Genomic DNA, 20,662 nt, shown 5'->3' on the forward strand with positions numbered 1-20,662 from the left:
GACGGTCATGCAGACCGATCACGAGCGCGGGGCGGCTCCCGCGCCGCCGCCGCGCGGGCGGCGCGGCCGGCGTACGGTCCTGGTGGCCTCGGCTCTGGTCGTCGTGACGGCAGTCGCCGTGGTCGGTGCGCTGGGCCTCGGCGGAGGCGGGGCGGAGGACGGCTCCTCCGCCCCGCCCCGCTCGGGCTCCACCGTCCCGGTCACCCGGGCAACGCTGACCGAACGCACCACGGTGGACGGCCAGTTGGGCTACGGCACCGAGATACCGCTGCCGATCAAGTCGACGGGCACCGTGACCTGGCTGCCCACGGAGGGCAGGACGGTGAAGCGCGGCGGCACTCTGCTGCGCGTCGACGACCGGCCGGTGGTGCTGCTGTACGGGACGCTGCCGATGTACCGGGATCTGGGCCTGACCGCGGGCACCGGACAGGGCGCCCGGCAGGACGCCGGGAACGCCGGGAACGCCGGGAACGCCGGGAACGCCGGGAACAAGGGGGACGCCCAGGGCGCCGGTGACCAGGGCCTCACGGACGACACCTCCAGGGCCCCGGCTCCCTCCGGATCGCCGACGCCGGGTGGCGCCGGGGCAGGAGGGACACGGAGCACTCTGCGCGGGATGGACGTCCTGCAGTTCGAGAGCAATCTCGCCGCTCTCGGCTACACGGGCTTCACGATCGACGAGGAGTTCACCGACGCCACCGCCCGCGCGGTCAAGCGCTGGCAGAAATCCCTCGGGCTTCCCCAGACCGGCACGGTCGGCGTCGGGGACGTCGTCTACTCCGCCGGCAAGGTGCGGATCGGCCACGCGGGTGTCCGGCTCGGCTCGGCGGTCACCGAGGAGGTCCTCACGTACACCGGTACGTCTCGGAAGGTCGTCGTCAACGCCTCTGCGGCGGAGGACTCCTGGGCCGTGCGCGGCGCCGCCGTCACGATCGGGCTGCCCGACGGGACATCGGTGAAGGGCGAGGTGGCCTCGGTGGGGAAGAAGGCGACCGACCCCGAGGAGGGAGGCGGGGAGGGCGGCTCCGGGGCACCGACGGTTCCGGTGACCATCACCATCAAGGACCAGAAATCCGTGGGAAGGCTGGAGAGCGCGCCGGTCACCGTCGAGTACGTGGGGCGGGAACGGGCGGACGTCCTCACCGTCCCGGTCGCCGCGCTGGTCGCCCTTGCCGAGGGCGGCCACGGCCTGGAGACCGCGGACGGCCGGTTCGTCGCGGTGAAGACCGGGCTCTTCGCGGACGGCCGGGTGGAAGTGAGCGGAAGCGCGGTTCGCGAGGGCATGAAGGTGAGGATCCCCGAGTGAGCGGAGCGTCGGCGGTCGTGGAGTTCGACGGGGTCTCCAAGACGTACCCCGGTGGTGTGGCGGCGGTACGGGACGTGAGCCTGAGCATCGGGCGCGGCGAACTCGTCGCGGTCGTCGGCCCGTCGGGTTCGGGCAAGTCCAGCATGCTGAACCTCATGGGCAGCCTCGACCGGCCATCCGCCGGGCGGGTGCTGGTCGACGGCCACGACGTGGCGAAGCTGACGGACCGTGAGGTGTCGGCACTGCGGGCCACCCGGATCGGCTTCGTCTTCCAGCAGTTCCATCTGGCGGTGGGGGTTCCGGTCCTGGACTCCGTGGCCGACGGGCTGCTGTACGCCGGGGTACCGCTGCGCCGCCGCCGGTCCAGGGCGGCGGTGGCGCTGGAACGAGTCGGCCTCAGCCACCGCGTCCACCACCTCCCGCACCAGCTGTCCGGCGGCGAGCGCCAGCGGGTGGCGGTGGCCCGGGCGGTGATCGGCGAACCGGCGGTCCTGCTGGCGGATGAACCGACCGGCAACCTGGACTCCGCTTCCGGGGAGGCCGTACTCGGTCTGCTGCGCGAGCTGCACGCCGCCGGGACCACGGTCGTGATCATCACCCACGACCGGGAGATCGCGGCCGGGCTGCCCCGCCGTATCGAGATGCGCGACGGCCGCGTGGTGGCGGACACCGCGACCACTGCCGCGCCTAGCGAGGCGGTCCGATGACCGACGGCACGACGAACGGCCTCCCCATGGACGACGCCCCACCCACCCTGCCGTCCGGCCCCCGCAGGGGCGCCGGGCGTGGCCGCGGACGAGCGCGCGGTGCCGTCGGCGGCACGGACGGCGGGCTGCGGGCCGCCCGGCTCGGTCCCCAGGACATCGTGCGACTCGGCGGGACCGGGCTGCGGACTCGTCCCCTGCGGGTCTTCCTCTCCGCGCTCGGGATCGCCATCGGCGTCGCCGCCATGATCGCGGTGGTCGGAATCTCCGGCTCCGGCCGGTCGGAGGTGGACCGCCGGCTCGACGCGCTCGGCACCAACCTGCTGCGGGTCGCCCCCGGCGACGCGCTCGACGGCACCGAGGCCAAACTGCCCCACGAGGCCGTCGCGATGATCGGCCGCGTCCCGCCCGTGCAGCAGGTCGCCGCCACCGGCGCGACCGCCGCACACATCTACCGCAATGAGCACATCGCCATCGGCCGCACCGGCTCCCTCGAGGTCCTCGCGGCCGACAGGCACCTGCTGCCAGCCGTCGGCGGCCAAGTCCGCCGAGGCCGCTGGCTGGATTCCGCGACCGAGAAGTACCCGGCGGTCGTGCTCGGTTCCACGGCCGCGGGGCGGCTCGACGTGTACACGCCGGGGACCCGGGTCTGGCTCGGCGGCCGCTGGTTCTCCCTCGTCGGCGTCCTCGATCCCGTACCGCTCGCGCCGGAGCTCGACAGCGCGGCGTTGGTCGGCTGGCCGGCGGCCCGGACGTACCTGCGCTTCGACGGCCATCCGTCCACGGTCTATGTCCGCGCCGAGGACAGCCAGGTCGCGGAGGTACGGGCCGTGCTGCCGGCCACGGCGTACCCGGAGAAACCGGGCCAGGTCCGCATCTCCCGGCCCTCCGACGCGCTCGCCGCCCGCGAGGCCACCGAGTCGGCGCTGACCGGGCTGCTGCTCGGCCTCGGTGGCGTGGCCCTGCTCGTCGGTGGCGTGGGGGTCGGCAACACGATGGTCATCTCGGTCCTGGAGCGGCGCCCGGAGATCGGCCTGCGCCGGGCGCTGGGGGCGACCCGCGGCCAGATCAGGACCCAGTTCGTCACGGAGTCGCTGCTGCTGTCGCTCATCGGCGGCCTCGGGGGGACGGTGCTGGGGACCGCGATCACGGCGGCCTACGCCCTCAGCCGCGACTGGCCGACGGTCGTCCCGGTGTGGGCGAGTGCGGCGGGGATCGGCTGCACGCTCGTCATCGGCATGATCGCCGGACTGTATCCGGCGGTACGGGCGAGCCGGCTGTCCCCTACGGAGGCCCTGTCCGGCTCCTGAGCGGCCCGCCCGTCGTACGGGTCAGGGGCGGCCTCGGTGAGACCGCCCCTGACCCACTGTCAGTCCAGCCTGCTCAGCACTCCCGCGGGAGTGCCGGCGGGGTGCTAGAAGCCGCAGTAAGTGAGGCTGCCGCCGTCGTTCAGCAGGTCGTCGCGGACCCAGCCGGTCGTACCGGTGGTGTCGTTCCGGAGGTACGTCCAGGTCTCACTGGTGTTCCCGATGCGCGTGTAGCAGTGGTAGTCGAGGTTGTGCGTGTTGTAGGCGATGCCGAGGATGGCACAGCCGGTGCTGGAACCGCTTCTCTGGTTGGCGCCGTTGGCCGTCCTGTCCCAAGAGCTGCTGTCCATGTCGGAGGCGGTCCTGCCGCAGGACGCGGCCGCGGAGGCCGGGGTGGAGAGGGCGAGCGGGACGGCCATGGCCACCGCCGCAAGGGCAGGTACGACAGCCGCAAGTCGACGCTTCATTTCTGTACCCCCACGAATCCATTTTCTGTTGGCACTGCTTCCCCGGGCACCGTTTGATACCTGAGCAAAACAGCCACCACTGCATCAATCGGTGTGCAAGTGGCGTCAGTACAATCGCAGTCACAAAAATCCTGAAGAAAGAATTCCGCCCACAACTGTCCGGATCCCGTCGACGGGGGACCGAAAATGTCAGGAGCGAAAATGCGCCGCTCTCCAGCCTTTTTGGCCCATGGCGCCCCCTTGACGGGCATCCGACGCCCGCACCTCACCACTCCCAGTGGTGGCACGCGATGAGCTTCCGGCTCCGGGTACTCGGCCTGCTGATGCTGGTCGCGATGGCCGCGACCGCCGCCACCGCCTGGCTGACCCTGCGTCAGGCGAACCGCCAGGTCCAGGAGAGTGTCACCGCAGGACGGCAGGAGGTCTCCCGGATCACCGGCGAGCTCCGCGCGTACGGGGTCGCGCACGGCACCTGGGAGGGCCTCTCACCGACGGTGAGCCGCCTGGCCGAGGACACCGGCCAGCGCATCCGGGTCGCCACCGAGAACGACGTCCTGCTCGCCGATTCCGACGCGCTCCAGGGCCGTGCCCCCCGCCCGGTGAGCAGCCAGCCGCCGGTGCTGGTCGACCCGCGTCCCCTCCTGCGGATCCCCGCGGGACAGATACCGCGGACCTCGATGAAGCGGACGGCGACAGCGATCGCCCAGTACCGCGCCGAAGCGGCGTACGCGGCCTGTCTGACCCGGGCGGGGGCCAAGGTGACGGCCCGGCCGGACGACACCGGCGTGCCGCGGATCCGCACGGAGCGCCGGCCGAAACAGTGCGAGGAGCCGACAGGCGAACCCGACCCGCGGACTTCGCAGGACCTCGAGGCGATCAGGACATGCGAGTCCGAGCAGCAGTTCATCGCCTGCCTGCAGCGGGTGTTCAACGAGCGGGTGGGCTCCGCCGCCCCGCCACGCCTGGAGATCCGTCTCGGCGTCCGGGACGAGTCCCCGCCCACCCTGGCCGCAGCACCCACGGTGGCCGTCGCGGGGGGTGTCGCCCTCGCCGCCGTGGTCGGCGCCCTGCTCCTGAGCCGGGCGGTGCTGCGCCCGGTCCGTGCCATGACCCTGGCCGCCGGGGGGCTGGGCGAGGGAGACCTGGGGCGGCGGGTGCCCGTCTCCGGCCGGGACGAGATCGCCCAACTCGGCCGTGCCTTCAACCGGATGGCCGACTCCATACAGGCCGGCGAGGAACGCCAGCGCCGCCTCACCGGGGACATCGCCCACGAGCTGCGCACCCCGCTGGCCAATCTGCGCGGCTATCTGGAGGCCCTGCGGGACGGGATCGTCGAACCGACCCCCGAGCTGCTCGATTCCCTCCACGAGGAGGCACTGCTGCAGCAGCGGATCGTGGACGACCTGCAGGTTCTCGCGCTGGCCGAGGCCGGTGCGCTCACCTACCACCGCGCGCGCGTCGACCTGCGCGAGCTCCTCGAAGCCGCCGGCACGGCCCACCGCGCCCAGGCCGACGCGGCGGGTGTCGCGCTGCGACTGGAGGCGCCGCAGCCTGTGTACGTCATCGCCGACGCCGACCGTCTGCGCCAGGTCGTCGGCAATCTGGTCGGCAACGCCCTGAGGGCCACGGCACCGGGCGGCACGGTGACACTCGCCCTGGTCCACAGCGGCGATCTCGCGATCGTTCAGGTGCGGGACACCGGCAAGGGCATACCCGCCGAGGACCTGCCGCATCTCTTCAACCGCTTCTGGCGGGCGGACGCGGCACGGGGCCGCGCCACCGGAGGGAGTGGCCTCGGGCTGTCCATCGCCCGCCAGATCGTGACCGATCACCAGGGGACGATCGACGTGGAGAGCGCCGTCGGCGTCGGCACGACCTTCACCGTCGCGCTCTCCACGGCCCGGCCGCAGGCCCACGCCGACTGATCAACCCCGGTCAGGATCCCGGGAGCACTCGGGTGGGGGCCGAGCCGTCCAGCAGGCGGTACCCCCGGCCGTAGACGGTCTCCAGGTGGCGTGGCCGGGCCGGGTCGTCCCCCAGCTTCCGGCGCAGGTTGCGCACATGGGCGTCCACCGTGCGCTCGAGTACATCGCTGTCGAAGCCGAAGGCGCACTCGATGATCTGGGCCCGGGTGAACACCCGTCCCGGCTTGCGGGCCAGAGCCTCCAGGATGGAGAACTCCTTGGAGGTCAGCGCCACCGGACGGCCCGCCACCCGGACCTCGAAGCGGGCGGTGTCCACTTCGATCGCGCCGACTCGCAGCACCTCGCTCCCGGCCACACCGCCTTTCCTGGAGCGCCGCAGCAGCGCCCGTACCCGCGCGGTGAGTTCGCGGGGACTGTAGGGCTTGGTGAGGTAGTCGTCGGCCCCCAGATCGAGGCCGAGAAGCATGTCCTCCTCGGTGCTGCGGGCGGTCAGCAGCAGAATCGGCACCTCGGAGGCCTCGGCACGCAGAATGCGGCATACGTCGAGGCCGTCGACGAGCGGCAGCATCACATCGAGAACGATGAGATCCAGCCCCGTCGAACGCGCCCGTTCCAGCGCTGCCCTGCCGTCGGCCACGACCTGCACGGCGTTGCCTTCCCGTTCCAGATAAATCCGGATGAGACGAGATTGTTTCTCGTCGTCTTCGGCGACCAGGATGCGCGCGCTCAACGATTCTCCTCAGCGAGGCCCAGCACGATTCCATCACCGTTGATACCAACGCACCCCCGGAATTCCCACCTCCGGGAAACTCCCGGTTCCCGCGCCGGTCGGCGATCTCGTGGCAGATGCGCTCCTGTGGGCCACAACGGAGGACGTGAGCCTCGGCGACTGCGATGAAGGGCACCGAGGGCTGCCCCGTGCGCAACGGCTCGACCTGGTGCACCAAGGGCGCCCCCGCAGCCCTGCCCTTGAGCCACGAGTGGAGCGTCGACTGCGGAATTTCCAGGTAGGAGGCTGTTTCCGTGGGAGTCAGGAGTCCGTCCCTGAACCTGTCGACCATACCCACCGGCTCAGCCGGCCGCACGCAGGCGTTCCTCGCCAAAGCGCTCCCGGCAGCCCCGGCAGTGTCCGGGCACAGGGGCGCGGAAGGCACGCTCGCAGCCGTCACAGGTCTGGAAGGGCAGTGCGGCCGGGCGCTCGACGTTCGGGGGCAGTGGAAACGGAGGAGGCGCCGGCAGCGGTGTCTCCCGGAGCCGGAAGGCGAGGACGCTTGCCGGTCGGGCGCGGAAACGGTCGGGGAGCCGTACGGTCAGCAACTCCGTGATCTCCCGTGGTCCGACACCGGCCGCCAGCCACTCCGCGACGGCCGGCGCCAGTCGGGCGGCCTCCTGGGCGGACAGGACGAGACGAGGGTCGACCCGGCGCAGGGCGGTCAGTACGGCGACCGCCTTCGGGTCGGCGTCGGCGAGTGTGGGTGCCCGGCTCTCGGTCTCCTCAGGACCGTAAGCGGGCGCCGCCTCCCGTCGGGGCGCGGCCTCCCGGACAGCGGGCCGGGGGCGGGGCGGCTCGGGCGGGTCGTCAGGGCCTTCGCCGCGGGGGACGTCGTAGAAGTACGTCCTGGTACGCACCTGTCCGGTGGGCATCCGTTCGCGACGGCGCTCCAGGTATCCGGCTGCTTCGAGCTCCCTGAGCGCCCGCGAGACGAGGATTTCGCCCTCGCTGAAGTGCTCGCACAGAGCGGTGATGGTCACCGGGGAGCCGTCGGGCAGAGAGGCGATATACGCCGCGACACCGACCGTGACCGCGCTGCCGCGTCGCTGGGCGAGGGCGTTGGAGATCACGGTGAAGTCGGCCGTCAGCCGGGTTCGTACGTGGATCACGCCGGAGGTCGGAGCTCCGGCGTCAGCGCGCAGGCGCGCGTTAGACTGCGGTTCAGCCATCGGGAAGTGCACTCTTCCTGATCGGTCAGGCCCTCGATCGGGATTGCCGTCCCGGCCGGGGGCCGTATCTGTTTGCGGTTGTCGCGGCGAACGTAATGGTCCGTGTCCCGCCCCTGCAAGCCGGTCACTCGCACGGGTGACGCCCGCCCGCCGGCGCGGGGAGGGTGGGTGGGCGGGTAGTTCTTTCCCCGGTTCTTTGAGGAGGTCAGCGGCCGACCGGACCCTCGCCGACAAGGGCCCGGTGAGTCCGGGAGCCGCCTCAGGGACGGTGGTGCCCGGCCTTCAACTCGCCGGTGCCGTGTCACCGGGCCTGCCGGCACCGGCCCCGAAAAAGGCATACGGCGCGTACAGCACGTACCTGCTCGTACGCGCCGACGCGCCGCTGGGGCGGAGGCCTGCCGGCCTACTCCTCGTCCTCGGGCTTCTCCGCCTCGTTGATCTCCTCCTCGAGACCGAGCTGCTCGATGAGCCACTTGTCGAACTCGATCGCGGCCCGCACCCAGCTGACCGTCGAGGAGACGAAGTGCTCCAGGCTCACGCCCATGCCGATCAGCATCTGGGCCTCGCCGATGAGGCGGACCGTGCCGTCGTCGTGGGTGTGGCTGTAGACCTTGGGCCACAGGGTGCGGCGGTTCCAGTCGTCGATGGACTCCAGGATCTGCGGCTTGGCCTCGATCTCGTGGGGCCGGTCGTAGAACGTCCGCACGGAGAAGACCTGCTGGTCTCCCTCACCCCGGAACATGAAGTAGGTGCGGAACTGCTCCCACGGCGCCGCGAGGTCTCCCTCGTCGTCGACGACGTACTTGAGCTCCATCTGGTCGAGGAGCTGCTTCACGAGGTCCTGATCCGGGACGACGGGGCCCGCCGGTCCTTGCGGCTGCGGCTCGGGCTGGCCCCCGAAGTTCGGAATCGAGGACGGGTCGATGGTCACCGTGAATTTCCCTTCGTACGGATTCCGCCATCCTCCCCCATGCGGGGAGGGGGGTGGCAAGCCCAGACAGACCCTCTAAGCCCATGGCTGACACGATCCGGTCAACCGCAACCTCCAGGTGCCGCACACCGTCCTCCTGAATGACGGACGGAGGGGGTCACGGTGGCGGAACCGGGCAGGGGTCACACGCGGTGGCGGCTGATCCTGCCCGTCCTGGCCGTGCCGGTGCTCGTCCTCGGGTTCCTGACCGCCGGCCTCTTCACCTGGGCCCTGTCGGACGAGGGGGATCCACGCGAGGGGGCCCTGCAGGAGGTGCCCTGCGCGGAGGCGCTGGCCTTCGGCGGTGCCTCGTCCCCGGCCCACGCCCAGGTCGGGAACTGCACGGTGCAGCAGGGCATCGACACCGCGTACACGGCGGTGCTGCGGATGCCGCGCGAGGACGTGCGCGGCTGGCTGCGCGAGACGTACCCGAACGCGCCCGAGGCCCGCTCGGACGCCTCCTGCGGGGCGCTCTGTCTCGACGTGAGCCACGAGGACGGCCTGCCCGCCGCGGCCGGGGCGCACGTGGTGCAGGTGCGGGTGGAGTACGAGAACGCCGAGACAGCGCGGGTGCGCTTCTCGGCGTTCACGATGTGATCGACGGTCCTACAACGTCTTGCCCGTCGCCGGGCCCACCAGCAGTTCGTCGCCGACACGGTCCACCCGGACCGTGTCGCCGTCCTTGATCTCGCCGGAGAGGATCTCCTTGGCGAGGCGGTCACCGATGGCGGACTGGACGAGGCGGCGCAGCGGGCGGGCGCCGTACGCCGGGTCCATGCCCTCCTCCGCGAGCCAGGCCAGGGCCTCGGGCGTGATGTCCAGGGTGAGGCGCCGCTCGGCGAGCCGCTTGGCCAGGCGTTCGATCTGGAGCTTCGCGATGCGCTCCAGCTCGGGCTTGGTCAGGGCGGCGAAGACGACCAGGTCGTCCAGGCGGTTGAGGAACTCCGGCTTGAAGGAGGTCCGCACCACCTCCAGGACCTGCTCCTTCTTCTCCTCCTCGCTGGTGATCGGATCGACCAGGAACTGGCTGCCCAGGTTCGACGTCAGCACCAGGATGGTGTTGCGGAAGTCGACCGTGCGGCCCTGGCCGTCCGTGAGACGCCCGTCGTCGAGCACCTGGAGCAGGATGTCGAAGACCTCGGGGTGGGCCTTCTCCACCTCGTCCAGCAGGACGACGGAGTACGGACGGCGGCGCACCGCCTCCGTGAGCTGGCCGCCCTCCTCGTAGCCGACGTATCCGGGCGGGGCGCCGACCAGCCGGGCCACGCTGTGCTTCTCGCTGTACTCCGACATGTCGATGCGGACCATCGCCCGCTCGTCGTCGAAGAGGAAGTCGGCGAGGGCCTTGGCCAGCTCGGTCTTGCCGACGCCGGTCGGACCGAGGAAGAGGAAGGAGCCGGTCGGGCGGTCGGGGTCGGAGATCCCGGCCCGCGAGCGCCGCACGGCATCGCTGACCGCGCGCACGGCCTCGGTCTGGCCGATGAGCCGCTTGCCCAGCTCGTCCTCCATGCGGAGCAGCTTCTGGGTCTCGCCCTCCAGCAGGCGCCCGGCGGGGATGCCGGTCCAGGAGGCGACGACGTCGGCGATGTCGTCGGCGCCGACCTCCTCCTTGACCATGGTGTCCCTGGCGACCTCTTCCTCGGCCTCGGAGGCGGCCTCCAGTTCCTTCTCCAGGGCGGGGATCTCGCCGTAGAGCAGCTTGGAGGCGGTGTCGAAGTCGCCGTCGCGCTGGGCGCGCTCGGCCTGGCCGCGCAGTTCGTCGAGGCGTTCCTTCAGCTCGCCGACCCGGTTGAGGGACTGCTTCTCCTTCTCCCAGCGGGCGGTCAGGCCGCGCAGCTCCTCCTCCTTGTCGGCGAGGTCGCGGCGCAGCTTCTCCAGGCGCTCGCGGGAGGCCGGGTCGGACTCCTTGCCGATCGCGAGCTCCTCCATCTTCAGCCGGTCGACGGCGCGCTGGAGTTCGTCGATCTCGACGGGGGACGAGTCGATCTCCATCCGCAGCCGCGAGGCCGCCTCGTCGACGAGGTCGATGGCCTTGTCGGGCAGGAAGCGGGAGGTGATGTACCGGTCGGAGAGGGCGGCGGCGGCGACCAGCGCACTGTCGGCGATCTGCACCTTGTGGTGAGCCTCGTACCGTCCCTTGAGGCCGCGCAGGATCGCGATGGAGTCCTCGACGCTCGGCTCGGCGACCAGCACCTGCTGGAAGCGCCGCTCCAGGGCGGCGTCCTTCTCGATCCGCTCCCGGTACTCGTCCAGCGTGGTGGCACCCACCATGCGCAGCTCACCGCGGGCGAGCATGGGCTTGAGCATGTTGCCCGCGTCCATGGCGGAGTCGCCGCCGGCGCCGGCCCCCACGACGGTGTGCAGCTCGTCGATGAAGGTGATGATCTGCCCGTCGGAGTCCTTGATCTCGGCGAGGACGGTCTTCAGCCGCTCCTCGAACTCGCCGCGGTACTTCGCGCCCGCAACCATGGCGCCCAGATCGAGCGCGACGAGCCGCTTGTCCTTGAGGGACTCCGGCACGTCCCCCTTGACGATCCGCTGGGCGAGCCCTTCGACGACGGCGGTCTTGCCGACGCCGGGCTCGCCGATGAGCACGGGGTTGTTCTTGGTGCGGCGGGACAGCACCTGCACCACGCGCCGGATCTCCTGGTCCCGTCCGATGACGGGGTCGAGCTTCCCTTCCCGCGCGGCGGCGGTGAAGTCGGTCCCGAACTTCTCCAGGGCCTTGTACTGCCCCTCGGGGTCTGCCGTGGTCACGCGCCGCTGTCCCCGCGTCTTCTGGAAGGCGTCCTGCAGCTTCCTGGCGTCGGCGCCCTGCTGGGACAGCACCTCGCCGGCCGCGCCGCCCTTCGCGGCGATGCCGATGAGCAGGTGCTCCGTGGAGAGGTACTCGTCCCCGAGGTCCTTGGCGCGGGCCTGCGCGTCGGCGACGACGGCGAGCATCTCGCGGTTGGGCTGGGGCGGCGCCACGGTGGAACCGGTCACGCTGGGCAGCCCGGCGAGCACGCGCTCGGCTCCGGCGCGTACGGCCGCCTGGTCGGCGTCGACCGCGGCGAGCAGGTCGGTGATGTTCTCGTTGTCCTGCCCCTGGAGCAGCGCGAGAAGCAGATGGGCTGGGGTGAGGTCGGGGTGCCCCTCGGTCACGGCCCGGTTGCTGGCCGCGTTGATGGCGTCCCGGCTCCGGTTGGTCAGCTCGGCGTCCACGTTCGCGTTCTCCTCCTTGCACTGACCCGAACGACTTGCACAAAGTTGAGTCTAGTGCACTCAAGGAAGGTTCGGGGCGGAGACAGGGGCTAAGTTCCGGGGCATGGCGACCAAGTACTCCGTCGATCCGGGTGCCCCGGACCCGCCGTATCTCGCCTTCTGGCGGGAGCGGCACGTGTGCACCCTGACGACTCCCCGCCCGGACGGCACTCCGCACGTGGTACCCGTCGGGGTCACATACGATCCCGAGGCCCGGCTCGCTCGGGTGATCACGAACAAGGCGAGCGCCAAGGTGCGGCACGTGCTGGCCGCCGGGGAGCAGGGAGCGGCGGTCGCCGTCTGCCAGATGGAGGGCCGGCGCTGGGCGACCCTGGAGGGCCGGGCCTTCGTCCGCACGGAACCGGAGCGGGTGGCGGAGGCGGAGCGCCGCTACGCGGAACGCTACGGACGGACCCCCTCACCGAACCCCGCGCGCGTGGTGATCGAGATCCAGCTGACGCGAGCGATGGGGCGAGGGTGAGGGCGATGGCGGTGGCGATGGCGCGGCCGACGGAGAAGTTGATCGAAGTGAAAATCCACACCGATGATCGATTGGATCCGGCCACTGCGCGACTCGGGTGATACCCGGAAATGTCCCCAGAAACTGCAGCGGCGTCACCGTGTTCAGGTCACGGTGACGCCGCTGCGGGGAAGCACCTGAGCGATCTGTTACGACGGGGGAATCGCGTCAGGCACTGCGGGGGGTGGCAGAGATGGTCCTCGGGACAGGAGAGTCGGCTTCCACCTGCTCGTGGTCCCTCTGGTCCAGGTTCACAAAGATCATTCCGTACCGTACGGCACACCGCACGGGCTGCGGCGCCCCCCGAGGCCGCCGCAGACACCGGTAAGCCCGTACGTCCTCGTCCTCGTCCCGCGTGACGACCACCGGCTCGCCGAAAACGGTCACCATCAACGAGTCGCCGCTGTGGGGGATGGCGGTGACCAGGTCGATGAAGTGCCAGCCGGAGCGGTAGGCGGTGGCCATTTCGCGGCGGAAGGAGCGGTCGTCGGGTGGAGTGGTCACGGTCAGCTCCCGGCTTCGTCAGCACCGGAAGCCGTGGGGTTTCCACTGCTGACGGTGTCGGCGTTCACCGCCACCGAAGGCCAGGTACTGTTCGCCCGCACCTCGTCCTTCGCGTCGGAGAAGCCCCCGAGCACACCCAGGGCCACGGCGGCGGAGAAGGCGGCGACAAGCACCGAGCGAAGCATTCTGCTGCACATAGTCGGCTTCGTCCTCACTTGAAGGTCCCCTTTTCCCCCGTCAGATACGACGATGGCTCATTCGGGCACGTCATGGCCACAGAATCAATGCATCATGTTCCTGCATGTTCAGGACCCTGGGGGGTGGAGATTTGGGATCGAATCAGACTAATGCGACACATCCCCATCCGATTACGGAGTTGTGCGAGGAAGGCGGCCGTCTATACACCATCGCGCTGCGCGCCGGACGCCTGGCGCGCGAGGACGCCGACCCCGCTCCCTGCCTGATCGAGCTGGCCCTGCTCCACCCCGATCCCGACGACCCGACCTGGCTTCGGCCGGTTCCCCCTGTGGTGGCCCTCTCCCGGCAGCTCAACCCCTTGGAACAGGAGATAGCGGCGCGCAGGCGGCGGGCGGTCGAACTCGCAGAGACCTTTCAGCCGTTCATGACGCTCGGCGCCCAGATGGCCACGACCAGCGACTCCATCACCGTCCTGGAGGGCGGCGAGCGGATCAACGCCGCGCTGAACATGGCCACGTCCCAGTGCCAGAGCGAGATGCTCACGCTGCAACCGAGCGACCGCGTGTCCGAACACAGCCTCCTCCAGGGGATGAAGCGCGACCGGCCGTTGATAGAACGCGGTGTGCGGATACGCACGGTGTACCAGCACACCGCCCGGTACAACCCGGAACAACTGGCCTACTCCGCCCGGCTCGCCGACGGCAAGGCGGAGTACCGCACGATCGACGAGCTGGTGGAACGCCTGATCATCTGCGACGAGACCGTCGCTTTCATCCCCACCCGCGACGACCAGCAGGTCGCGCTGGAGCTGCGGCACCCGGGGATCATCCGCTACCTGATCAAGGTGTTCGAGTTCATGTGGAACCGTGCGGTCCCGCTGAGCGAGAGTACTCCCTACGAGATCGCGCCGGACGGCATCACAGAGATCCAGTACTCCATCGCCAAGCTCCTCGTCGAGGGCCACGTCGACGAGGCCATCGCCCGCCGTCTGGGCATGAACGTGCGTACCTGCCGAGCCCACATAGCCAAGCTGGCCTCGCTCCTGGGCAGCGGCAGCAGGGCCCAACTCGGCTATCTCATCGCACAGTCGGGGATCCTGGAACGGGAGGGAGTGCCCGAGTGAGCGCGCCGCACCGCGAGCACGGCATGGAGGACCTGTGCTCCGCGGGCACGGAGTTGTACGAACGGGCCCTGCGGCTGGGGCAGTTGCCGACGGAGGACGCCCAGGCCGCCCCCTGCCTCGTCGACCTGGGGTTGCTGCACCCTGCCGTCGACGAACCGATCCGGCTGGAGCCCGTCGCCCCGGTCGTCGCGCTGCACCGGCTGCTGCGGACCTCCGAGGAGCGGATCGCGAGCGAGCGGCGGCGTGAGGCTCGGCTGGCCGAGACATTCGGCTCCCTCATGAGGCTCGCCGGCCCGCACCCCGCGGTCACCGACACCCCGACGATCCGGCTGCTCACCGGCACGGAGCGGATCAACCAGGCCATCACCGAAGCCATGGCCGAAGCCTCTGAGGAAACCGTCACCGTCCAGCCCCGCGCCGGACTCACCGGCGAACGCGGCCAGGTGGCCGACGCCACGGCGTTCGACCGCGATCAGGCCGCGCTGGACCGCGGCTGCCGCCTGCGCACCCTGTACCCGCACACGATGCGCCACTTCCCGACGATCACCGCCCGTCACGAACGTCTGAAGGGCGATGTCGAAGCGCGCTCGCTGGACGAAGTCCCCGACCGTCTCATCCTCGTCGATCGCACCGTGGCCTTCGTCCCGGCCGACAAGGACGGCGGACTCGCCCTGGAGATCCGGCAACCGGCCATCGTCGACCACCTGGCCACCACCTTCGACCGCCTCTGGCGCCTGGCCACCCCGATGTTCCCCGAAGCCGCACCCGAGCCCTCCCCGAAGGGCATCACCGCACGCCAGCGCGCCATCGCAGCCCTCCTCACCGAAGGCCACACCGACGCCGTCATAGCCGACCGCCTCGGCATGAACATCCGCACCGCCCGCGTCCACATCGCCAAGCTCGCGGCGACGCTGGGCAGTCAGAGCAGAGCCCAACTGGGCTATCTCATCGGGCAGTCCGGGATTCTTGACCAGGAACGCTGAGGGGCGGGGAGACGGTCGGCCGCGGCGCACCGTCGAGTCCCGCCTGGGCGATCCGCACACCCAACTGCGTCCGGCTCGCCGCCCCCAGCGTCTCCGACAGCCGGGCGATGTGCGCCCGGCACGTCCGCACGCTTATGCCCAGCCGCTCCGCGATCACCGCGTCCTGGTGTCCCTCCGCCAGCAGCGCCGCGATCGACTGCTCCCGGTGGGAGATGCCCTCGATGCCGGTGTCGGGCAGCGGCGCGGTCAGCGGGATGGCCAGGCGCCAGAGCCGCTCGAACACCGTGACCAGGTACTCGACGATCGCCGGGTGCCGTAGCTCCAGGGCCATCGTGCGGTCGGTGTTGGCGGGGATGAAGGCCACCGTCCGGTCGAAGAGGATCAGCCGGTCGATCACCTCGTCCAGCGTGCGGGCCTCCACGGCGTCGCCCATCAGCTCCAGATAGTTCAGCAGCCCCTGCCCGTGCCGGGCGACATGCGTGTACAGATCCCGCATCCGCACGCCCCGGCTGCGCAGCGCCAGCGCCCGGTGCAGCCCCTCGGAGAGTTCCGCCTCGCGCCGGATGCCGCCCGGCTGCACCGTGAGCACCTCGGTCGTGCACGCCTGGGTCGCCTCGTCCATCGCGGCCTGGATCCGGGCGAGCCCGTCCAGCACCCGGATCGCCGAGCCCTCGGCCGCGGGCGGAGCCGGCTGCACCTGACGCCCCAGCCCGGCGTACCACTCGAACGCCGCCACGGCCGAACCCACCCGCCGCTGGCTCGCGCTGACCTCGTCGTACATCCCGCGCAGCAGCCGGGTCATGACCTCCTGAGGGGAGGTCGGCACCAGCCAGTCCATGTCGTCGGGGTCCGGATGCAGCAGGGCGAGTTCCAGCAGGCAGGGCACCGGATCAGCGTCCCGGCGCGGCACGCGGCCCCGCCGTACGGCCCGGGAATACACCCGATCCCCGGCCTCGCACAGTCGGTCGGCACCATGTGGATGCTCTTCCACCCCGTGCCCGGCCATCGCCGATCCCACCCCCGGTTTCGCCGTCCTTCGCAGCGCAACTATGCGCGGACCGGACCTGCTCCGCAACACGGCTTCACGACACCGGCACCGCTCTTCGCCCCACTTACTTCCTGTATGTGCAGCCCCCTCATGGGCTGTTACAGCAAGATGGGGTGGTGCGAATGCAGCCGATCTGCAACCGGGCAGGTCTACCGGCGGCGGGAGGCCCCGTGAGCATGCGGACACGAGTCGGCCTTCGGCGTCTTCCCGCCGTCGACGCGTTACGCGGTTTCGCCCTGCTGGGCATCCTTACGGTCAACAGCGCACAGATCATGAGTCCCTATGTGTCGGAAGGGGTCCGCGAGCCCGGGGCGCCCCTCGGGGACCAGGTCGCCATGTGGCTGGTGACGGCGTTCGCGGCCAGCAAGTTCTACCTCTTGTTCTCGTTCCTGTTCGGCTACAGCTTCACCCTGCAGACGCTCTCCGCCGAACGGGACGGAGCAAACGTCACCGCACGCTTCCTGCGCCGGTCCCTGGGCCTGGTGCTGCTCGGTGTGGTGCACGCCGTCCTGCTGTACGACGGCGACATCCTCATGGCGTACGGCGTCCTGGGACTGGCCCTGTTGTGCGCGCGGCGGATCAGGCCGGCCACCGCCGTGAAGGCCGCCGCCTGGATCTACGGGGTCTTCGGTGTCCTCCTCACCGGGCTGGGGGCGCTGGCCGGGTGGGCGGACGACGAGGAGTCCGCCCCTCAGCAGGAGATCGAGAGGGCCGTGGCCGCCTACCACGGCAGCGCCGGCACGGTCCTGCGGGAGAACCTGGACCGGCTGCCCCTCGCGCTCCTCGGCGTTCTCCTCATGGCTCCGGGCGTGCTCGCCGCGTTCTTCCTCGGCCTGGCCGCGGGAAAGCGGCGCCTGCTCGCACCGGGCGGAGCGGAGCGCTCTCAGCTGCTCCGGATCACGGCCGTCGGACTGGTCGTCGGAGTCCCGGGGGCCGTCTTCTTCGCCTCCGCCGCACAGGGGCCGCTGGACGACCGATGGCACTTCCTGGGCATCGGCATCGGCATGCTGACGGCACCCGCCCTGTCGGCCGCGTACGCCGGCCTGGTGCTGCTCCTCCTGGAGTCGTCGTGGGGAGACCGGCTCCAGCGGCTGTTCGTCCCGGCGGGCCGCCTCGCCCTCACGAACTACCTCGGGCAGTCCCTCATCATGATGTTCGTGGCCACGGCGTACGGCCTGTCCCTCTACGGGCAGGTGGGAGCGGCTGCCGTGCTGGTGCTCGCGGGCGCCGTGTACGCGCTCCAGCTCGCTCTCAGCACGGCGTGGACACGACGCTTCCGGCACGGGCCCGCCGAGTGGCTGCTCCGGGCGATCACGCTGGCCGGACGCCCGGGACGGGCCGGCCCGGCGCGAGCGTCCGAACCCGATCCGGCCCTGCCTACTTGAGGCCGATCGCCTCGCAAGCCGACTCGTACTTCGCCGTGCAGATGTCCGACAGCTTGTAGATGTCGTCGGCGACGACCGTGTCCTTGATGTTGGACTTGGTCAGGGCGACCACCGGCACGAGATGGGCGGGGATGCCCTTGTGGGTGGGGCTGTCGACCTTGTCGCGGGCGAGGGCGGCGAACTGGATGTCCCGGCCCTGGACCTTGGCCACGGCCATCTCCGCGGCGTTCTCGGCCTCCTGCGGGTACGACTTGTACACGCTCATGTACTGGTCACCGGTGATGATCCGCTGCACCGCCGGGAGCTCCGCGTCCTGCCCGGTGATCGGCGGCAGGTCGGTCACGCCCGCGGCCTGAAGCGCCTTGACGATGCCGCCCGCCATGCCGTCGTTGGCGGAGTACACCGCGGCGATGTCGTCCTTGCCGATCTTCCCGATCGCCTCGGCCATGTTGGCCTCGGCGTTCTCCGGCTTCCAGTCCTTGGTGTCGAAGGACTGCGCGATCGTCACCTGGCCGTTCAGCTCGGACATCGCACCGGCCTTGAACTGCTTGGCGTTCGGGTCCGTCGGCGAGCCGTTCATCATCACGATCTTGTCGGAGAGGCTCGCCTTCTCGCCGATCGCCTCCAGCAGGGTGCGCCCCTGGACCTCGCCGACCAGTTCGTTGTCGAAGGAGATGTACGCGTCGATCGGGCCCTCGGCCAGCCGGTCGTAGGCGATGACCGGGATGCCGGCGTCCTTGGCCTTCTGCACGCCGCCGGCGATGGCGTGCGAGTCGACGGCGTCCAGCAGGATCACGTCGACCCGGTCGTCGATCATCTGCTGCAGCTGGGCCGCCTGCGTGTCGGCGCTCGCCTCGGCGTTGGCGTACTCGACGCGGCCCCGGTCGTTGGTGAGGGACTCGACCTTCCTCTTGATGATGGGGTAGTCGAAGTTCTCGTACCGGGTGTTCGCCTTCTCCGGGAGCAGCAGGCCCACCGTGATGTCGTTGCCCTTGGTCGGGCTCGCCTCGTCGCTGCTCCCGGTCGCGTTGAGCACGCCGCAGCCGGCGAGCGTGACGGACATCGCGGCCGCGGCCACGGATATGGAGATACGACGGCGCATGCGGGAGCTCACTTCGCGTGTGATTCGGACGTGGGCGCACTTTGTGGCCCATGTGACTGAAAAGCCAACGCGGGTGCGCCCCCCAGCGTCAAGCGGAACCACTTAACGAGATGACAACACCACGCTCCGCAGCAGTTGTGAAGACTCTGCGGAATCACCGCCAAGTGACTTGCACCATCCGGTCATCCACAGGAGGCCCGGCGAAAGCGCCCCAAGACAGCCCAAGACATAGGAAAGGGGCCGGGAGTCTCCTCCCGGCCCCTTTCACAGGCGTACGCGCGTCAGTCGCGTCAGTCCGACTGCTGCTGCCGTTTCGGCCGCCACACCACCAGCGCGCTGGTCTGCTGGACCTCCTGGTACGGCACCAGGTCCCGGCGGTACGACGCGTGCACCGCCGCCTCGCGCTGCCGCATGGCCGCCGCCGCGCCGTCGAGCGCGTCCTCCAACTCGGCCACCCGGGCCTGGAGCGCGGCGACCTGGTTCTCCAGTTCGATGATGCGCTTGATGCCCGCCAGGTTGATGCCCTCGTCCTGCGACAACTGCTGGACGGTGCGCAGCAGTTCGATGTCGCGGGCCGAGTAGCGGCGGCCCCGGCCCGGAGTGCGGTCCGGAGACACCAGGCCCAGACGGTCGTACTGGCGCAGGGTCTGCGGGTGCAGGCCGGACAGCTGGGCCGCCACCGAGATGACGTAGACCGGGGTCTCCTCGGTCAGTTCATACGGGTTGCGTCGACGACCGTCCATCTGACTCATGCTCCCTTCGCGGCCTGGAACAGCTCCGCCCGCGGATCCTCACCCGCGGTCGCCTCGCGATACGCCTCGAGCGCGTCACGAGCCTTCCCCGTCAGGTCCTTCGGAACACTCACCTCGACGGTGACCAGGAGGTCGCCGCGGGTGCCGTCCTTGCGGACCGCGCCCTTGCCCCGGGCGCGCATCGTACGGCCGTTCGGCGTGCCCGGCGGCAGCTTCAGCGTGACGGGCGGGCCGCCCAGCGTCGGCACCCGGACCTCGCCGCCGAGGGCCGCCTCGGCGAACGTCACCGGGACGGTGACGGTGAGGTTGTCGTCCTTGCGGCCGAACACCGGGTGGGAGTCCACGTGCACGACCACGTACAGATCGCCCGCCGGGCCGCCGCGCTCGCCCGGCGCTCCCTTGCCGCGCAGCCGGATCCGCTGGCCGTCGCTGACGCCCGCGGGGATGCGCACCTGCATGGTCCGCGAGGACTTGGCCCGGCCGCTGCCCTTGCAGACCTCGCAGGCGTTCTCCGCGATCAGGCCGCGGCCCTTGCAGTCCGGGCAGGGGTCGGTGAGGGAGAAACCGCCGCCGCTGCCCCGGGCGACCTGCCCGGTGCCGACGCAGGTCGGGCACACCCGCGGTGTGCCGTTCTTGTCGCCGGTGCCCGAGCAGGCCTTGCAGGGCGACTGCGAGGACATCCGCAGCGGGACGGTCGCGCCCTCGATCGCCTCGGTGAAGCTGAGCGTGACCTCGGACTCGATGTCCTGGCCGCGCCGCGGGTGCGTACGCGTCCCCGGTCCGCCCGCGCCGCCGCGGTTGAACAGGCCCCCGAAAACGTCACCGAGTCCGCCGCCGAAGCCGCCGGCTCCCTGGCCGCCGCCCTGGGCGCCGCCTCCGAAGAGGTCGCCCAGGTCGAAGTTGAAGGAGCCGCCCGCGCCGCCCGGCCCCGGGCGGAAACCGCCGTTGCCGAAGAGGGCGCGCGCGTCGTCGTACTCCTTGCGCTTCTTGGGGTCGCCGAGGATGTCGTTGGCCTCGGAGATCTCCTTGAAGCGCTCCTCCGCCTTGACGTTGCCCTTGTTGGCGTCCGGGTGGTACTCGCGGGCGAGCTTCCGGTACGCCTTCTTGATCTCGGCCTCGGTGGCGTCCTTGGGGACGCCGAGGACCTTGTAGTAGTCCTTCTCGATGAAGTCCTTGGTGCTCAT

The 20,662-nt window shown here is 70.6% G+C and carries 20 protein-coding genes and 1 pseudogene; 10 read left to right on the forward strand and 11 right to left on the reverse strand.

Annotated elements, in window-relative coordinates; translation table 11 throughout:
• Positions 1-7: 7 nt before the first annotated feature.
• From MQE23_RS20430 to MQE23_RS20440, 3 genes are read left to right on the forward strand one after another with little or no spacing between them, the layout of a single operon-like run.
• The gene (locus MQE23_RS20430; protein WP_243379776.1) at positions 8-1,306 is read left to right on the forward strand and encodes a peptidoglycan-binding protein; all 1,299 of its coding nucleotides are present in this window, start codon (positions 8-10) and stop codon (positions 1,304-1,306) included.
• Positions 1,303-2,013: an ABC transporter ATP-binding protein gene (locus MQE23_RS20435; RefSeq protein WP_243379777.1), complete on the forward strand. Its 711-nt coding sequence runs from the start codon at positions 1,303-1,305 to the stop codon at positions 2,011-2,013. The genes MQE23_RS20430 and MQE23_RS20435 overlap by 4 nt, the downstream gene beginning before the upstream one ends.
• Positions 2,010-3,320, forward strand: coding sequence for an ABC transporter permease (locus MQE23_RS20440; RefSeq protein ID WP_243379778.1), 1,311 nt, complete (start codon positions 2,010-2,012; stop codon positions 3,318-3,320). Before MQE23_RS20435 ends, MQE23_RS20440 begins: the two co-directional genes overlap by 4 nt.
• A gap of 104 nt (positions 3,321-3,424) precedes the next feature.
• Here the strand turns inward: MQE23_RS20440 and MQE23_RS20445 are convergent, their stop codons facing one another.
• Entirely contained in the window at positions 3,425-3,784 is a 360-nt protein-coding gene (locus MQE23_RS20445; RefSeq protein WP_037666754.1) for a hypothetical protein, read from the reverse strand.
• A 290-nt stretch (positions 3,785-4,074) separates the two neighbouring features.
• On the opposite strand from MQE23_RS20445, the gene MQE23_RS20450 reads away from it, so the two are divergent.
• Entirely contained in the window at positions 4,075-5,709 is a 1,635-nt protein-coding gene (locus tag MQE23_RS20450) for an ATP-binding protein (RefSeq protein ID WP_020269583.1), read from the forward strand.
• A 10-nt stretch (positions 5,710-5,719) separates the two neighbouring features.
• Here MQE23_RS20450 and MQE23_RS20455 read toward each other — a convergent pair whose 3' ends face one another.
• The 4 genes and pseudogenes from MQE23_RS20455 to MQE23_RS20465 all read right to left on the reverse strand — a co-directional run bounded on the left by MQE23_RS20455 (position 5,720) and on the right by MQE23_RS20465 (position 8,581).
• Positions 5,720-6,439, reverse strand: coding sequence for a response regulator transcription factor (locus MQE23_RS20455; RefSeq protein ID WP_243379780.1), 720 nt, complete (start codon positions 6,437-6,439; stop codon positions 5,720-5,722).
• A 151-nt stretch (positions 6,440-6,590) separates the two neighbouring features.
• A pseudogene (locus MQE23_RS43685) lies at positions 6,591-6,770 on the reverse strand (DUF433 domain-containing protein); the annotation flags it as partial.
• Positions 6,771-6,780: 10 nt separating this feature from the next.
• Positions 6,781-7,650: a hypothetical protein gene (locus MQE23_RS20460; protein ID WP_243379782.1), complete on the reverse strand. Its 870-nt coding sequence runs from the start codon at positions 7,648-7,650 to the stop codon at positions 6,781-6,783.
• Positions 7,651-8,053: 403 nt separating this feature from the next.
• A complete protein-coding gene (locus MQE23_RS20465; protein WP_010032094.1) occupies positions 8,054-8,581 on the reverse strand; it encodes a YbjN domain-containing protein in 528 nt (175 codons plus the stop codon).
• A 162-nt stretch (positions 8,582-8,743) separates the two neighbouring features.
• On the opposite strand from MQE23_RS20465, the gene MQE23_RS20470 reads away from it, so the two are divergent.
• Positions 8,744-9,217 (forward strand): hypothetical protein, encoded by a 474-nt coding sequence (locus MQE23_RS20470; protein ID WP_243379783.1) that lies wholly within the window; start codon positions 8,744-8,746, stop codon positions 9,215-9,217.
• Positions 9,218-9,226: 9 nt separating this feature from the next.
• Here the strand turns inward: MQE23_RS20470 and clpB are convergent, their stop codons facing one another.
• Positions 9,227-11,824, reverse strand: a complete 2,598-nt coding sequence (gene clpB / locus MQE23_RS20475; RefSeq protein ID WP_020269587.1) for an ATP-dependent chaperone ClpB — start codon at positions 11,822-11,824, stop codon at positions 9,227-9,229.
• Positions 11,825-11,927: 103 nt separating this feature from the next.
• Here clpB and MQE23_RS20480 point away from each other — a divergent pair, with 103 nt between their 5' ends.
• Complete coding sequence (locus MQE23_RS20480; protein ID WP_020269588.1) at positions 11,928-12,344, forward strand: TIGR03618 family F420-dependent PPOX class oxidoreductase; 417 nt, start codon at positions 11,928-11,930, stop codon at positions 12,342-12,344.
• Positions 12,345-12,551: 207 nt separating this feature from the next.
• Here the strand turns inward: MQE23_RS20480 and MQE23_RS20485 are convergent, their stop codons facing one another.
• Positions 12,552-12,887 (reverse strand): hypothetical protein, encoded by a 336-nt coding sequence (locus MQE23_RS20485; protein WP_020269590.1) that lies wholly within the window; start codon positions 12,885-12,887, stop codon positions 12,552-12,554.
• 54 nt (positions 12,888-12,941) lie between these two features.
• Between MQE23_RS20485 and MQE23_RS20490 the strand changes: the two genes are divergently transcribed.
• The 3 genes from MQE23_RS20490 to MQE23_RS20500 all read left to right on the forward strand — a co-directional run bounded on the left by MQE23_RS20490 (position 12,942) and on the right by MQE23_RS20500 (position 15,191).
• Entirely contained in the window at positions 12,942-13,106 is a 165-nt protein-coding gene (locus MQE23_RS20490; RefSeq protein WP_243379785.1) for a hypothetical protein, read from the forward strand.
• Between the two features lie 82 nt (positions 13,107-13,188).
• Positions 13,189-14,208 carry a hypothetical protein gene (locus MQE23_RS20495; protein ID WP_051185449.1) on the forward strand — a complete coding sequence of 340 codons (1,020 nt, stop codon included), beginning with the start codon at positions 13,189-13,191 and terminating at the stop codon, positions 14,206-14,208.
• Complete coding sequence (locus MQE23_RS20500; RefSeq protein WP_020269593.1) at positions 14,205-15,191, forward strand: helix-turn-helix transcriptional regulator; 987 nt, start codon at positions 14,205-14,207, stop codon at positions 15,189-15,191. The genes MQE23_RS20495 and MQE23_RS20500 overlap by 4 nt, the downstream gene beginning before the upstream one ends.
• Here MQE23_RS20500 and MQE23_RS20505 read toward each other — a convergent pair.
• Positions 15,154-16,197, reverse strand: a complete 1,044-nt coding sequence (locus MQE23_RS20505; protein WP_243379786.1) for a LuxR C-terminal-related transcriptional regulator — start codon at positions 16,195-16,197, stop codon at positions 15,154-15,156. The genes MQE23_RS20500 and MQE23_RS20505 overlap by 38 nt on opposite strands.
• A gap of 218 nt (positions 16,198-16,415) precedes the next feature.
• On the opposite strand from MQE23_RS20505, the gene MQE23_RS20510 reads away from it, so the two are divergent.
• Entirely contained in the window at positions 16,416-17,624 is a 1,209-nt protein-coding gene (locus MQE23_RS20510; protein WP_243379788.1) for a DUF418 domain-containing protein, read from the forward strand.
• Here MQE23_RS20510 and MQE23_RS20515 read toward each other — a convergent pair.
• The 3 genes from MQE23_RS20515 to dnaJ all read right to left on the reverse strand — a co-directional run bounded on the left by MQE23_RS20515 (position 17,617) and on the right by dnaJ (position 20,662).
• Entirely contained in the window at positions 17,617-18,738 is a 1,122-nt protein-coding gene (locus MQE23_RS20515) for a substrate-binding domain-containing protein (RefSeq protein WP_037666760.1), read from the reverse strand. The genes MQE23_RS20510 and MQE23_RS20515 overlap by 8 nt on opposite strands.
• 278 nt (positions 18,739-19,016) lie before the next feature.
• The gene (locus tag MQE23_RS20520) at positions 19,017-19,469 is read right to left on the reverse strand and encodes a helix-turn-helix domain-containing protein (RefSeq protein WP_020269597.1); all 453 of its coding nucleotides are present in this window, start codon (positions 19,467-19,469) and stop codon (positions 19,017-19,019) included.
• A 5-nt stretch (positions 19,470-19,474) separates the two neighbouring features.
• Complete coding sequence (gene dnaJ / locus MQE23_RS20525; protein WP_020269598.1) at positions 19,475-20,662, reverse strand: molecular chaperone DnaJ; 1,188 nt, start codon at positions 20,660-20,662, stop codon at positions 19,475-19,477.

The sequence above is a fragment of the Streptomyces sp. HP-A2021 genome (assembly GCF_022807935.1).
Lineage (GTDB): Bacteria > Actinomycetota > Actinomycetes > Streptomycetales > Streptomycetaceae > Streptomyces > Streptomyces afghaniensis.